Below are 12,316 nucleotides of genomic sequence, written 5' to 3'. Positions count from 1 at the left end.
ATTAGTGCACTTCCCTTTCACTGGCGGCCTTTTGTGGCAAGATTAGATTTAAGATAATTCCTAAGACAGTAGCAATGGCTAATCCCGAAAATTGGAATTCGCCGATTTGTAAGTAAGCATTCCCAATACCGATAACTAACACCGCAGAACCAATCATTAAGTTGCGCTTTAAGTTGAAATCTACATGGTTATCGATCAATACCCGTAAGCCACTGGAAGCAATAACTCCGAAGAGCAAGAAGCTAATGCCCCCGATAACTGGTGCGGGAATACTTTGGATCAAAGCACTTAATTTTCCGATGAAACTGAAGATGATGGCAAATGTACCGGCGCCAATCAAGACATAGACACTGTGAACTTTGGTGATCGCCAGTACACCGATATTTTCACCATAAGATGTTACCGGCGGTCCGCCTACAAGCCCAGCGATGATGGAAGCTGTCCCATCCCCCGCTAAGGTTCTATGTAAACCTGGATCTTTAAAGAAATTACGTTTCGTTAACCCGTTTAAGACCATGATATGGCCCATATGCTCGGTCATGGTAACAAAGGCAATAGGTACCATACTTAAGATAGCCCCGAGATATAATTTAGGATGATAGGAGATAAATGGAAATTCGAAGCTTGGTAATTTAAACCAGGGTGCTTGCATCACCGGCGAGAAATTCACGATGCCTACCAATACGGCGATAAGGTAACCGGCGATGATGCCTAGCAAAATTGCGATTTGAGATAAGAAACCTTTCAGATACATATTCAAGAAAATGGCGATCAAGACCGTCGCCAAGGCGACAACGAAGTAACGTAAATCATATTTAGTGCCATTCATCGTCGCGTCTTTAGCAGCCGTACCCGCCAAGGATAAGCCGATGACCATGACGATTGGGCCCACCACAATGGGTGGCAGAGCTTTGTCGATCCAACCAAAACCAATTCTGGAAACAATTAAAGCGACAATCAGATAAACACAGCCTACCCCGATGGTCCCTTGGGCAATACCGGGATAACCGGTGGTCTTCATCAAAGCAAGCATAGGCACGATAAACGAAAAACTGGAACCCATGTAAGCGGGAATCTTGCGATTGGTGATCAGGATGTAAAGCAACGTCCCAACCCCGGAACTGAACAAGGCAATACCAGGATTTAAACCAACTAAGATTGGCACTAGGACGGTCGAACCAAACATGGCGAATAAATGTTGAATGGATAGGCCAAACCAATGACCTAACGTCGGTCGGTCTTGAATGTCTAAGATTGCTTCATCATTGTGGAATGACGTTTTCTTTGCCAACGCGCCTCACCTACTATTCGTTAATTTTGTGTAAGTCCGAAATATCTATACTGTCTTTACCATCGATTTCTTCGACGTTGACTTTAATTTGTTCTCCTAAGGAAGTAGGGATGTTTTTACCGACAAAATCTGGGCGAATTGGTAATTCCCGATGCCCTCGGTCCACTAAGACCGCTAATGAAATCTTCTTAGGCCGGCCAATATCCATTAAGGCATCAAGCGCAGCTCGGATGGTACGACCGGTGAACAAAACGTCATCTACTAAAATGATGTTTTTGTTATCAATGTCAAATTCGATGTCGGTATTGTTAACTTCAGGTTCTTGGATTTTGCTGGCATCGTGAATATCATCGCGATATAACGTAATGTCTAGAGTACCTACCGGGATATCAATGTCTTCTAATTGTTTCAAACGACTGGCAATGCGTTTAGCGATATAAATCCCACGGGTTTTAATCCCTACTAGCGCAATGTCTTCCACACCCTTACTTTGTTCGATGATTTCATAAGTGATTCGGGTTAAGGCGCGTTTCATCGTGACACTGTCCACAACTTCTTTACTCATTTGACATTCTCCTTTTCTACAAAAAAAGACTCCTTGTCCAGTTCGACAAGGAGTCATACGAAGTTTGTATAGTTTAAGTTTGCGCTGAGATACACTGAGATCAAATGCGCAGTGCTTCGTATACCTTCTTAGCCTCACAGGACTAAATTAAAGGCGCTTTATTTAATTTCTTAAACTATACCGAATATTAGCATTGAAGTCAATGTGTTTGGCGCAAATTATCTAATGTTTTTTGAAAAATTTCAGGTAATGGTGCTTCAAAACGTAAATGTTCCCCCGTTCGGGGTTGCTCAAAACCTAAAACAGCAGCATGTAAGAACTGCCCATGGCCCGATAAGGATTTTTTAGGGCCATATAAAGGATCACCGGCGATGGGATGGCCGATATAGCGCATATGTACTCGAATCTGATGCGTCCGACCAGTTTCCAAAATACATTGCACATAAGTAAAGTGACTTTTTTCAAATCTTTCTAAGACCTTAAAATGCGTCACCGCCGACCGACCACCAGCCACAACCGCTTGTTTTTTACGATCTTTGGGATCCCGACCAATGGGGGCATTGATCACACCGGAATCTTCTTGGATAACGCCGTGGACAATGGCCAAATATACCCGATCGTTAGTTTTAGCTTTGAGTTGGGCCATCAAACTCTTCATGGCCAGCTCGTTTTTGGCAACCATCAGCAAACCAGAAGTATCTTTATCAATGCGATGAACGATGCCCGGTCTAATTTGGTCATTGATCCCTTCAAAATCCGTATGGTACAACAAGGCATTGACCAAGGTATGATCGGCATGTCCCGCTGAAGGATGCACCACCATGCCTTGGGGTTTATTGACCACTAAAACATCACGATCTTCATAAACGATGTCTAGGGGGATGTTTTCCGCTTTTGCAGCCAACGGGGTTGGTTGTGGGATCTGAATGACGATCTGGTCGCCAGCTTTAACTTTATATTTGGGTTTGACTAGTTTAGTGTTGACCGTAATCGCATCAGTTTTAAGCCAGTGTTGAATTTTTGAACGGGAGAACTGCGGAAACGCAGCAATCAAAGCTTTATCGATTCGGTCACCATCTGTTGCCACAGTATAAGTTAATACATCAGTCATTCATCGTTCTCCTTATCAAAAAATATCAGGTAAATAAATAATATAATCACACCAATGCTCACAAACGTGTCCGCCACATTAAAAATGGGGAAATTGATGAACTTTAATTGAAACATGTCCACGACGTATTTAAGATGCAAGCGATCAATGAAATTACCAACTGCCCCACCTAAAATGAAACTCAAACCTAGGTTGAACAAGATGGCGCCATGACGCTTTTTAAACATTAAGTATAAAACCACAACGATTGCCACACTCGTCACCGCATAAAAGAACCAGGTTTTCCCTTGCAGGATACTCCAAGCGGCACCGTAATTGCGAACATATAACAAACCCATCAAATTAGGGATTAATTCATGGCTCGCACCTAAAGCAAGATGGACGACAACCCAGTGTTTTACCAACTGGTCCACCACCACAATCAATGCGGCCACTATCAGCCAAACAAAAAACATAATCAAACCTCATTTAGTTATTAGAATAAACCAGAAATAACACCATTGTCATCCACATCCATATTTAATGCAGCTGGCTTTTTAGGCAATCCTGGCATCGTTAACACATTACCCGTCAAAACAACCAAGAATCCAGAACCGGTCTTAGGGACAATTTCGCGAACATGGATGGTAAAGTCCTTAGGGGCACCCAGAATATGTTGGTCATCCGTTAAGGAATATTGGGTCTTGGCCATACAAATTGCTAAATTATTCCAACCATTGGCGCTGATCAGCTTCAAATCACGCAGGGCCTTGGCAGAAAATTCCACGTTGCGACCGCCGTAAATAGTTTTAACAATGGCATTGATTTTATTTTCAACGCTATCTTTGCGATCATATAATGGGGTAAAGTCAGCAGGTTGTTGCAAAGCCTTAGCAACTGCTTTCGCCAATGGTTCGCCGCCTTGACCGCCATTGGCCCAGACTTCGGTGTTGACTGCTGTGACCCCAAGATCTTGACATAATTTTTCTAATAGCTCAATTTCAGCCGTGGTATCTGCTGAAAAAGCATTGATGGCCACCACGACTGGCACATGATAGCGCTGCATATTTTCAATATGTTTCTTTAAATTCACAAAACCCTTCTCTAAGGCCGCTAAATTCTCTTGGGTCAAATCTTTGACACCCACACCACCGTTATATTTCAAAGCCCGAATGGTGGCAACGATCACGGTTGCATTTGGGGTGTGGCCAATGGCGGGACTAGCAATGTCCATAAATTTCTCCCCACCCAGATCAGCGCCGAAACCGGCTTCTGTAATAGCCACATCCCCTAAACCTAGGGCCATTTTAGTGGCTAAGATGCTATTACAGCCATGGGCAATATTTGCAAAGGGACCGCCGTGGACAAAGGCTGGCGTGCCTTCTAAAGTTTGCACCAAATTAGGTTTAATGGCATCCCGTAAAAGCATGGCGATGGCCCCTTGAACCTTTAAGTCACCTACTGTGACTGGTTGGCGATCATAAGTATAACCCACGGTGATTTTGGCAATTCGGGCTTTTAAATCATGGATATCTTCAGCTAAACATAAAATAGCCATTAATTCACTGGCAACAGTAATATCAAAGCCATCTTGTCTTGGCATTCCTGATGTGGGACCACCTAGACCGATCACAATTTGTCTTAGCGCGCGATCATTAATGTCAACGACACGTTTCCATTGAATTCGGCGGGGATCAATATTCAATTCATTACCTTGTTGAATGTGATTATCAATCAAAGCAGCCAAAGTATCATTGGCCGTTGTTAAAGCGTGCATATCCCCTGTAAAATGTAAGTTGATATCTTCCATGGGGATAACTTGGGCATTACCGCCGCCAGTCGCCCCGCCTTTCATGCCCATGACTGGGCCTAAGGACGGTTCTCTTAAAGCAATGACGGTTTTTTGACCAATTCTATTTAAAGCGTCCGCTAGCCCAATGGTTACCGTGGATTTCCCTTCACCAGCTGGTGTTGGGTTGATTGAGGTCACTAGAACCAACTTGCCCTGTGGTTTTGATTTAATTTTTTGAATCGCGTCAAAGGTTAACTTAGCTTTGTATTTACCGTAGTTTTCTAAATCATCAGGTGTTAAATCGATGGTTGCGGCGATTTCATCGATGGGCTTCATGGCAGTGTGCTCCACATGTTGTGCAATTTCAATATCGGTTTTCATTGATATCCTCCTGATCTTTATTTAAGCGATGGCTTTTGAGCCACATCTTTTATTTTAACATGATTTATTCGAAAAGTATCGAGCAACAAGTTCATGTTTTTAGGTAATATCATAAAGCTATAATGTAAATAACCGGGTTTTAAAAGTGAAACACGAACATTACGACGGATATGTAGGACATTTTTAATATTGTCAAAGGGAATTACCCTTGATTTGAAGAATAAACGTTTGAAGGTAACTGTTTGGTTTTGACCATCGATCAATAGCTGTTGACCAAAAAAACCGTAAAGTGTCAAAAGAATCGCAATGATCCAAAAAATCATACCTAAAAAGCTAAAGCCAGTAGTCTCAAACTGAATAATCAAACCAACGAACAAAAAAATTAGCATGAAACACCAAAATATTAATTGACGGGGATTGCTGAAATAAATGCGGGTTTTAAAATCTTTATGCATCAAAAAGGCCTCCAGAAGATGTGGTACCATATAAAATATGAAATAGTTTGGAGCAGGTAAGATGATTCATTTAAATACAGATGCTGCCGTGCGCGGCAATCCTGGTCCGGCAGTCGCCGGTCTACTATTAATCAAAGCCCATCAACAAGTTCAAAAAACAACCTATCTAGGTGAAATGGATAACCATCAAGCCGAATTTCAAGCCGCAATTTGGGCCTTTGAATATATGATCACTCAGCAATACACCAACGAAATTGTGTCCTTTCAATCTGATAGCAAGCTATTGATCGATAGCCTCAACAAACGCTATGCTAAACATTTTACCAAAACATTGGCCCAATTGTTAGATTTACAAGCAAAGTTCCCGATGGTTTTGAATCAGTGGGTGCCTGAAAGCCAAAATAAAGGCGCCCATAATTTGGCAACAACGGCCTTACAAAAGTATTAAAGCCAGCAAAAAAGCTGAGTTCAGGCAAACTCAGCTTTAATATAGGTATTTTTTAAATGATTTAAGATTAGTCTAATACTTTGAAACGATCGCTGCGATTCATATATTCTTTATCGCCGGCACCAGCTTCAATGGAACCAAATGGCATTTCAGCGCGTAGTTTCCAGCTAGCAGGGATGTTAAAAGCAGATTTAACATCCGCATCGATCAATGGATTATAGTGTTGTAAATTAGCGCCGATGTTTTCGTTGGCAAATGCTGTCCAAACATTAAATTGGGCATTGCCTTGGCCTTGTTCAGCCCAGTCAGCAAAGTTGTCAGCGTAAAGTGTGAAGTTTTCTTCAAATGACTTAACGATATCGACATCAGTAAAGTATAAAATAGTACCATAAGCTGCTTTGAAGCCTTCGATTTTAGCTTGGGTGTTCTTAAAAGCTTCTTCGCTGGGTACTTCTGGGCGTAAACGTTCTAACGTAAGATCCCATAACTTATCGTGATTTTCATTAAACAAGAATACAGCTCTGGTCGTTTGGTTGTTGAAAGCTGAAGGTGCTAATTCAATGGCCTTTTCTGCCAATTCAACAATATCAGAATTGCTTTGTGTCAGGTTTTTACCTAAAGCATAGATTGAACGTCTTTTTGCAACTGCGTCTAAGTATTGGGAAGTCATAAATATTTTTACCACCTTTTTGTTTGTTTGAAGCATGAAGTTATTATAACAACTTACTTTTAGTTAGTAAAGCTTTTTTGCTAAATTATTTTCAAAAAATGAGCGTCGTTTGCTTAAAAAGGATTGTCTTTGGCATCAACCCTGCGTCAATCGGCAGTTGTCACTAGTTCACATTGATTAGTGGATACGTTACAATATAGGTTAATAATAGAATTTAAGTGGAGTGAAAAAATGAAAACTGCAATTTTAACGGATAGCACCGCTTATTTAACCCCTGAACAAATTGAAAAATATGATATTCGCGTGGTTTCGATTCCTTTGATTTGGTCGGATAAAACTTATTATGACACGAAAAATATGGGTATTAATGAATTTTATCAACGTTTGAAGAGTGATAAAGACCTCCCTACCACCTCAACACCTTCCATCGGCGATATGCAGGCAATCTTTGATGATCTCGCTAAAAAGGGCTATGATGATGTGATTTGTATCATCTTATCCAGTGGCATCAGTTCTTTTGTCTCTACCCTTTCAGCTTATGCACCTGAAGTAACCAATATCAAGGTTCATGTCTTTGATTCCCATATTACTTGCGCAGGCTTAGCTGATGAGGCCCTTTTGGCAGGTAAGTTAAATGCTGAGGGCAAAACCCCCACTGAAATCTTGGCAGCCCTAGAAGCTGAGCGCAAAACCATGGGAGTTTATTTCATGGTGGATGACTTAAGCCATTTGAAACGCACCGGCCGCTTAAGCAATGCCTCTAGTTTTATCGGGGGCCTGCTAAAAATCAAGCCAATTTTGTCCATGGATATTCAAGATAAAGGTGAAATTTCAGCGATTGCCAAAGAACGTCAAGCTAAAAAGGCTTATGAACATATTAAGCGGGAATTTGGGCAAGCCATTGCCAACGTGGACTATCCCATTCGCGTGACGGTCTTTGATGCAGCTGACCCGGAAGCTAAAAAAGAATGGCTGACCGACTTAAAAGCCAGCTTTCCAAACGTCACTGTTGACAGCAGCATTATTGGCCCCGTCATTGGCGTGCATGTCGGTCAAGGCACCATGGCCATGATTTGGGCAAGGGATTGGAAAAGTTTTTCATAAAATTTAGGCATAAATAAAAGAATCAAGTTGGGCGATTTTGCCCCGACTTGATCCCTTTTTAGTTTAGCGTTCCCATTTAATGAAATCGTTCATGTTCTTGCCTAAGTAATCAATGGCCTCTTGGGCTAAGGCTGCAGCTTTAGTGTCCGTTTCCTTTGGATCTAAATCATAAAAATCAACCAAAAAGCCTTTGGCCACATCTAAGAAATTTTCTGTCCGACCAAAACCGTTATCATTGAACAAAACGTCCAAGTTTTCCAGACCCGCTTTAGCGGTATCATAAATTTTTTGAACAACATGGGTTTCTTGGGGTAATTTTTGACTGCCATATTGAATCAAAGATTCATTCATATCAACTATTGTGTCTTTACGTGCTTCTTTTTCTTTTTTCAACTTGAACACCTCATCATTTTTTTAACTCATCTCCATCATAGTTTCTAGACCACTATTTTTCAATCATTTAACGGGATTGAAAATTCAGATTATTGTTAATTGATGGGTTTTTTAGCTATACTGTTTAAAGAAACATGAAAGGAGCTTTAAGTCAATGCGTTATGTGATTATGACATCAGATGATATTCGGGAGAATTTAGCAACCGAACAGTTTTTAATGAATCAAAAAGATTTCAATGAGCCTTTATTGCTCTTTTATATAGAGAAGCCTTGTATTATTGTTGGCCGCAACCAAAATACCTTTGAAGAAATCAATCAAAAGTTTGTGGAAGATCATGATATTACCGTTACCCGTCGGCTATCCGGTGGCGGTGCAGTTTATCAAGACCTTGGTAATCTATGCTTTAGTTTTGTGGTGCGAGCTGATAGTGAAGAGTTCGGTGATTTTAAATCCTTCACTCAGCCAATTGTGGATGCCTTACACGACATGGGGGCTACCAGCGCGGAAGTTAGCGGCCGTAATGACTTATTAGTTGATGGCAAGAAGTTTTCCGGTAATGCCATGTATACTAGAAACGGCAAAACATTTAGCCACGGCACCCTTTCTTACAATGTGGACTTAGATGTCTTGACCAAAGCGTTAAATGTCCCAGAAGATAAAATTAAATCTAAGGGTATTAAGTCTATCCGCAGCCGGGTCACCAATGTTTTACCTTATTTAAAACCGGCATATCAAAACTTAACGACACCAGAATTTAGAGATATCTTGTTGTTGCGGTTATTCGGGGCCAATAGCCTTGCTGATATTAAAGCACAAGAATATGTCGTTACCCCTGAAGATGAGCTTGAAATCGAAAAAATATATGACCGTTACTACAATAATTGGGATTGGGTTTATGGTAAATCACCTGAATTTACCCTAAAAAAACGGCAGCATTTTGATTTTGGGACCATCGATGCCCGCTTATTGGTTGAAGGTGGTAAAATCACCCAGGTGACCTTTTATGGAGATTTCTTCGGGCCGGCAGATGCCAGTGAATTAGCGGCTAAGTTACAAGGCACCATTTATGACCGGGCCCATTTAGCAGCGGCTTTAGCGGACGTGGATACCAATCAGTATTTTAATGGTATTCCTAAAGCTGACGTCATTGAGTTATTAGCCCAATAAAAACAACTATCCATATAAAAACGATTATCTCGTAGCGGTTGAACCCCACTTAAGAGATGATCGTTTTTTTGGGTTAATTTAAATCCAGATTGTATCTAGATCCAGATTGTTTTCAAAGACCACGGTGCCATCGGGATAAACTAAATAACCCCAATTAATTGGAATCCAGTCAACACCGTTACCCACAGACATCCTGGCTAAGACAAGGACATTAATGGTGCCCCATTTTGGACTATTGACCAGTTTCCTGCTCCACCACATGTACTCGGGATAGTCCGCCATGTCGCTAATTTTTCCGAGATCAAACGGATAGATATCATCTTCCGGATGATGGGCAAAGACGTTTAAACTGGCATCATTATCATCTGCCACTGGGACTTTGACTTGGTTGCCTTGCAGCCATAAATTGCCGCCAACGTTATAATAATACCCATCAGCCCGTTTGGTATAACCATAGACTTGCCATTGGGAATCTTTGGGCAAAATTTTTATGAATACCTTTTGCCCATCGTTGCCTTCAAATAGATTTGCGCCCCAAGTCCCATCAACAGTAGCCACAGAGCGGTAGTCATTATAAGTATCGACGGCTTTAAAGCTATTGATACGTCCCGTGCCATCGGCCGAAACGGTTTGTACCGAGCCAAAACAACCCAATGAGCCAACCAACGTCAAAATGACCAAGCAGAACCTTTTAAATTTCAAGTCGCTCCCCCCCAAAAAAGTTAAGCCGTATTAATAGTGTTTATGCATATCTACTAAGTTTTGCACCAGCGTGCCATCTTGCATAAACTGGGTCAGATTAGGTAAGAACACATTAAAGTAAGCATGGCTGAAATGTTGAACATAGCCTGATGTATGGGGTGTGATCATTAAATTCGCATCGTCCCATAAAGGTGAAGTTGCGGCTAGTGGTTCAGGATCAAAGACATCCAAAGCAGCGGCTTTCAATTGGCCAGTGGTTAATGCCCCGTGTAACGCAGCTTCATCCACGGAAGGCCCCCGACCCACATTGATAAAAATTGGTTGTGTTGTAAGTTTGTCAAAAAAGGCCCGATTGAAGAATTTATTCGTTTCAGTTGTGAGTGGCATAATATTGACAATATAGTCGGCTTTAGCTAGTAATGCCTCATAATGGCGATCATCGACAATTTCATCAAAATCGGCTTTAGCTTGTCCACTGTGACTGACACCATAAACGGTCATATTGAAGGCTTTAGCTACTTTGGCAATTTGTTGCCCGACATGCCCTGGTCCAAAAATCAATAGATTTTTGTCGTCTAAATTGACGATTTTATCCGTGTCAATACCATAATGTTTTTGGCTTTTAGCGACAACAGCTTGATCTAAGGCCCGTTCAAAGTATAGTAAGTAGCCAAAGACGTTTTGGGCGATGGATTGAGCATGGATGCCACTAGCATTGGTCACTAGGACATGCCGGTCGTTGAGTGCTTTAAAGGGTAAATAGTCGACCCCTGCAGAAATTGTTTGGACCCATTGTAATTGGCTGTGGGAGCTAGCTAGTAATTGGCTCAAGAGTGTTTTACCAGCAGTGGTTTGATAGTAACCATAAATAATATTGATATCGTTTAAATTAGTTTCAGAAAGATCGGCCATCGTTAAGACGGTCAATTCAGGAAAAGAAGTTTGCAACTGTGTTAATTGTGCTGGTTTTAAATCACGCATGGCTAACATTGTTTTTGTCATATGAATCCCTCCATGACTTAATTTTAATGGCGCTTGGCCCAATATTGGAAATAATCTGCTCGCAAAGCCCCATTATAAAGTTTGCGGCGCTTGGTAGCCCGCTGACCATAATAATTTTGGAAATTTAAATCTGAGGTTAAAATATATTTACTCCAAGTGGTTAATGGTCTAAAGACATCCCCCATTTGTTTGTATAACACATGAACATCTTCTTCGTTACTTAAACGTTGCCCATAGGGTGGATTGACAATGATAACGCCATTTTCTTGATCAACTTTTAAATCTTTAACAGCCAGTTGTTTAAAATTAATATCGTGTAAGACCCCGGCATTGTTCGCATTAACTTTGGCAATTTCAATCATATTTTGGTCAATATCAAACCCAGAGATATCCAAGATATCATCTTTAATTTCAGCTTGGACCGCCACTTTTTGTGCATCTAGAATTTTGGCATCAAACCAGTCAAAACCTTCAAATGAAAATTGACGCTTTAATCCTGGCGCGATGTTACGGCCAATCAATGCCGCTTCAATGGGTAAAGTTCCTGAACCGGTCATGGGATCGATGAAGGGCTTATCTGGATACCAGTTTGTCAGCATGATCATAGCAGCTGCCATATTTTCTTTTAAAGGTGCCCCACCGGCTTCTACCCGGTAACCCCGCTTGAATAAACTTGGGCCTGTCGTGTCTAGTGTGATTCGGGCGATGTCTTTGGTGACATTAATATCAAAAGCAAATAAATTACCAGTTTCAGGAAAACGGGTCCGCCGGTGATAATAAGCTGCCATACGATCCACAATGGCTTTTTTGGTCACAGCCTGTAAATCTGGCTCTGAGTGTAACTTGGAGCGCACACTGCGACCAGTTACCGGAAATTTAGCATCCATGGGCAAATAATCTTCAAAGGCAACGGCCTTCACACCTTGAAAAACGTCTTCAAAAGTTAAAGCTTTAAATTCGGTTAAAATAATTTTAATGCGATCAGCTGAACGAAGCCATAAATTTGTTTTCGCAATATCAGTTTGATCGCCCTCAAATAAGACCCGCCCATTTTCTGTCGTCGTTTTATAGCCCAATTCTTGTAATTCTTTAGCAGTGATAGCTTCAAATCCTGAAGACATCGTTGCCATTAATTGATATTTCATTTAATTTCTCCTTAATCGTGCCACAATTATTTACAGTCTGATTATACAATAGTTTGTACCTCTAAGTTAGCGGCATTAAAAAAGAGGTCTTGCAAAACCAAAGTTTTGTA

At 41.1% G+C, this 12,316-nt stretch carries 14 protein-coding genes; 3 read left to right on the top strand and 11 right to left on the bottom strand.

Annotated elements, in window-relative coordinates; all coding sequences use genetic code 11:
- Position 1: 1 nt before the first annotated feature.
- The 6 genes from FC83_RS00520 to FC83_RS00495 form a co-directional block, all read right to left on the bottom strand.
- A complete protein-coding gene (locus FC83_RS00520) occupies positions 2-1,291 on the bottom strand; it encodes a uracil-xanthine permease family protein (protein WP_057002250.1) in 1,290 nt (429 codons plus the stop codon).
- 13 nt (positions 1,292-1,304) lie between these two features.
- Positions 1,305-1,856, bottom strand: a complete 552-nt coding sequence (gene pyrR / locus FC83_RS00515) for a bifunctional pyr operon transcriptional regulator/uracil phosphoribosyltransferase PyrR (RefSeq protein ID WP_035455228.1) — start codon at positions 1,854-1,856, stop codon at positions 1,305-1,307.
- Positions 1,857-2,055: 199 nt separating this feature from the next.
- Entirely contained in the window at positions 2,056-2,967 is a 912-nt protein-coding gene (locus FC83_RS00510; RefSeq protein ID WP_035455226.1) for an RluA family pseudouridine synthase, read from the bottom strand.
- Complete coding sequence (gene lspA, locus FC83_RS00505; protein WP_035455224.1) at positions 2,964-3,422, bottom strand: signal peptidase II; 459 nt, start codon at positions 3,420-3,422, stop codon at positions 2,964-2,966. Before lspA ends, FC83_RS00510 begins: the two co-directional genes overlap by 4 nt.
- A 20-nt stretch (positions 3,423-3,442) precedes the next feature.
- Positions 3,443-5,119 carry a formate--tetrahydrofolate ligase gene (locus FC83_RS00500; protein ID WP_035455222.1) on the bottom strand — a complete coding sequence of 559 codons (1,677 nt, stop codon included), beginning with the start codon at positions 5,117-5,119 and terminating at the stop codon, positions 3,443-3,445.
- A 17-nt stretch (positions 5,120-5,136) separates the two neighbouring features.
- Complete coding sequence (locus tag FC83_RS00495) at positions 5,137-5,574, bottom strand: EbsA family protein (RefSeq protein WP_035455220.1); 438 nt, start codon at positions 5,572-5,574, stop codon at positions 5,137-5,139.
- Positions 5,575-5,635: 61 nt separating this feature from the next.
- Between FC83_RS00495 and FC83_RS00490 the strand changes: the two genes are divergently transcribed.
- The gene (locus FC83_RS00490; RefSeq protein WP_035455218.1) at positions 5,636-6,022 is read left to right on the top strand and encodes a ribonuclease HI family protein; all 387 of its coding nucleotides are present in this window, start codon (positions 5,636-5,638) and stop codon (positions 6,020-6,022) included.
- Positions 6,023-6,089: 67 nt separating this feature from the next.
- Here FC83_RS00490 and FC83_RS00485 read toward each other — a convergent pair whose 3' ends face one another.
- Positions 6,090-6,692 (bottom strand): nitroreductase family protein, encoded by a 603-nt coding sequence (locus tag FC83_RS00485; RefSeq protein WP_057002249.1) that lies wholly within the window; start codon positions 6,690-6,692, stop codon positions 6,090-6,092.
- A gap of 231 nt (positions 6,693-6,923) precedes the next feature.
- Between FC83_RS00485 and FC83_RS00480 the strand changes: the two genes are divergently transcribed.
- On the top strand, positions 6,924-7,796 hold the full coding sequence (locus tag FC83_RS00480; RefSeq protein WP_035455216.1) for a DegV family protein: 873 nt from the start codon (positions 6,924-6,926) through the stop codon (positions 7,794-7,796).
- Positions 7,797-7,859: 63 nt separating this feature from the next.
- On the opposite strand, the gene FC83_RS00475 is transcribed toward FC83_RS00480, so the two are convergent.
- Positions 7,860-8,189 carry a hypothetical protein gene (locus FC83_RS00475; protein WP_035455214.1) on the bottom strand — a complete coding sequence of 110 codons (330 nt, stop codon included), beginning with the start codon at positions 8,187-8,189 and terminating at the stop codon, positions 7,860-7,862.
- A 154-nt stretch (positions 8,190-8,343) separates the two neighbouring features.
- Here FC83_RS00475 and FC83_RS00470 point away from each other — a divergent pair, with 154 nt between their 5' ends.
- Positions 8,344-9,357 carry a lipoate--protein ligase gene (locus tag FC83_RS00470; RefSeq protein ID WP_035455212.1) on the top strand — a complete coding sequence of 338 codons (1,014 nt, stop codon included), beginning with the start codon at positions 8,344-8,346 and terminating at the stop codon, positions 9,355-9,357.
- Positions 9,358-9,435: 78 nt separating this feature from the next.
- Here the strand turns inward: FC83_RS00470 and FC83_RS00465 are convergent, their stop codons facing one another.
- The 3 genes from FC83_RS00465 to FC83_RS00455 are packed head-to-tail and all read right to left on the bottom strand — an operon-like array spanning position 9,436 to position 12,206.
- Complete coding sequence (locus tag FC83_RS00465) at positions 9,436-10,059, bottom strand: hypothetical protein (protein WP_156405552.1); 624 nt, start codon at positions 10,057-10,059, stop codon at positions 9,436-9,438.
- A 30-nt stretch (positions 10,060-10,089) separates the two neighbouring features.
- Entirely contained in the window at positions 10,090-11,061 is a 972-nt protein-coding gene (locus FC83_RS00460) for an NAD(P)-dependent oxidoreductase (protein WP_052004945.1), read from the bottom strand.
- A 23-nt stretch (positions 11,062-11,084) separates the two neighbouring features.
- On the bottom strand, positions 11,085-12,206 hold the full coding sequence (locus tag FC83_RS00455) for a THUMP domain-containing class I SAM-dependent RNA methyltransferase (protein WP_035455207.1): 1,122 nt from the start codon (positions 12,204-12,206) through the stop codon (positions 11,085-11,087).
- Positions 12,207-12,316 lie beyond the last annotated feature (110 nt).

The organism is Agrilactobacillus composti DSM 18527 = JCM 14202 (assembly GCF_001436375.1).
Classification (GTDB): domain Bacteria; phylum Bacillota; class Bacilli; order Lactobacillales; family Lactobacillaceae; genus Agrilactobacillus; species Agrilactobacillus composti.
The sequence above is the reverse complement of the archived record's forward strand: the minus strand, read 5'-3'. Positions and strand labels throughout refer to the sequence as shown.

What these genes read in the sequence shown, in the direction of transcription:
- FC83_RS00485 (WP_057002249.1), bottom strand. Translation starts at nt 6,692, where the DNA reads ATGACTTCCCAATACTTAGACGCAGTTGCAAAAAGACGTTCAATCTAT.
- lspA (WP_035455224.1), bottom strand. Translation starts at nt 3,422, where the DNA reads ATGTTTTTTGTTTGGCTGATAGTGGCCGCATTGATTGTGGTGGTGGAC.
- FC83_RS00495 (WP_035455220.1), bottom strand. Translation starts at nt 5,574, where the DNA reads ATGCATAAAGATTTTAAAACCCGCATTTATTTCAGCAATCCCCGTCAA.
- FC83_RS00480 (WP_035455216.1), top strand. Translation starts at nt 6,924, where the DNA reads ATGAAAACTGCAATTTTAACGGATAGCACCGCTTATTTAACCCCTGAA.
- FC83_RS00490 (WP_035455218.1), top strand. Translation starts at nt 5,636, where the DNA reads ATGATTCATTTAAATACAGATGCTGCCGTGCGCGGCAATCCTGGTCCG.
- FC83_RS00470 (WP_035455212.1), top strand. Translation starts at nt 8,344, where the DNA reads ATGCGTTATGTGATTATGACATCAGATGATATTCGGGAGAATTTAGCA.
- FC83_RS00500 (WP_035455222.1), bottom strand. Translation starts at nt 5,119, where the DNA reads ATGAAAACCGATATTGAAATTGCACAACATGTGGAGCACACTGCCATG.
- FC83_RS00510 (WP_035455226.1), bottom strand. Translation starts at nt 2,967, where the DNA reads ATGACTGATGTATTAACTTATACTGTGGCAACAGATGGTGACCGAATC.
- FC83_RS00460 (WP_052004945.1), bottom strand. Translation starts at nt 11,061, where the DNA reads ATGACAAAAACAATGTTAGCCATGCGTGATTTAAAACCAGCACAATTA.
- pyrR (WP_035455228.1), bottom strand. Translation starts at nt 1,856, where the DNA reads ATGAGTAAAGAAGTTGTGGACAGTGTCACGATGAAACGCGCCTTAACC.
- FC83_RS00455 (WP_035455207.1), bottom strand. Translation starts at nt 12,206, where the DNA reads ATGAAATATCAATTAATGGCAACGATGTCTTCAGGATTTGAAGCTATC.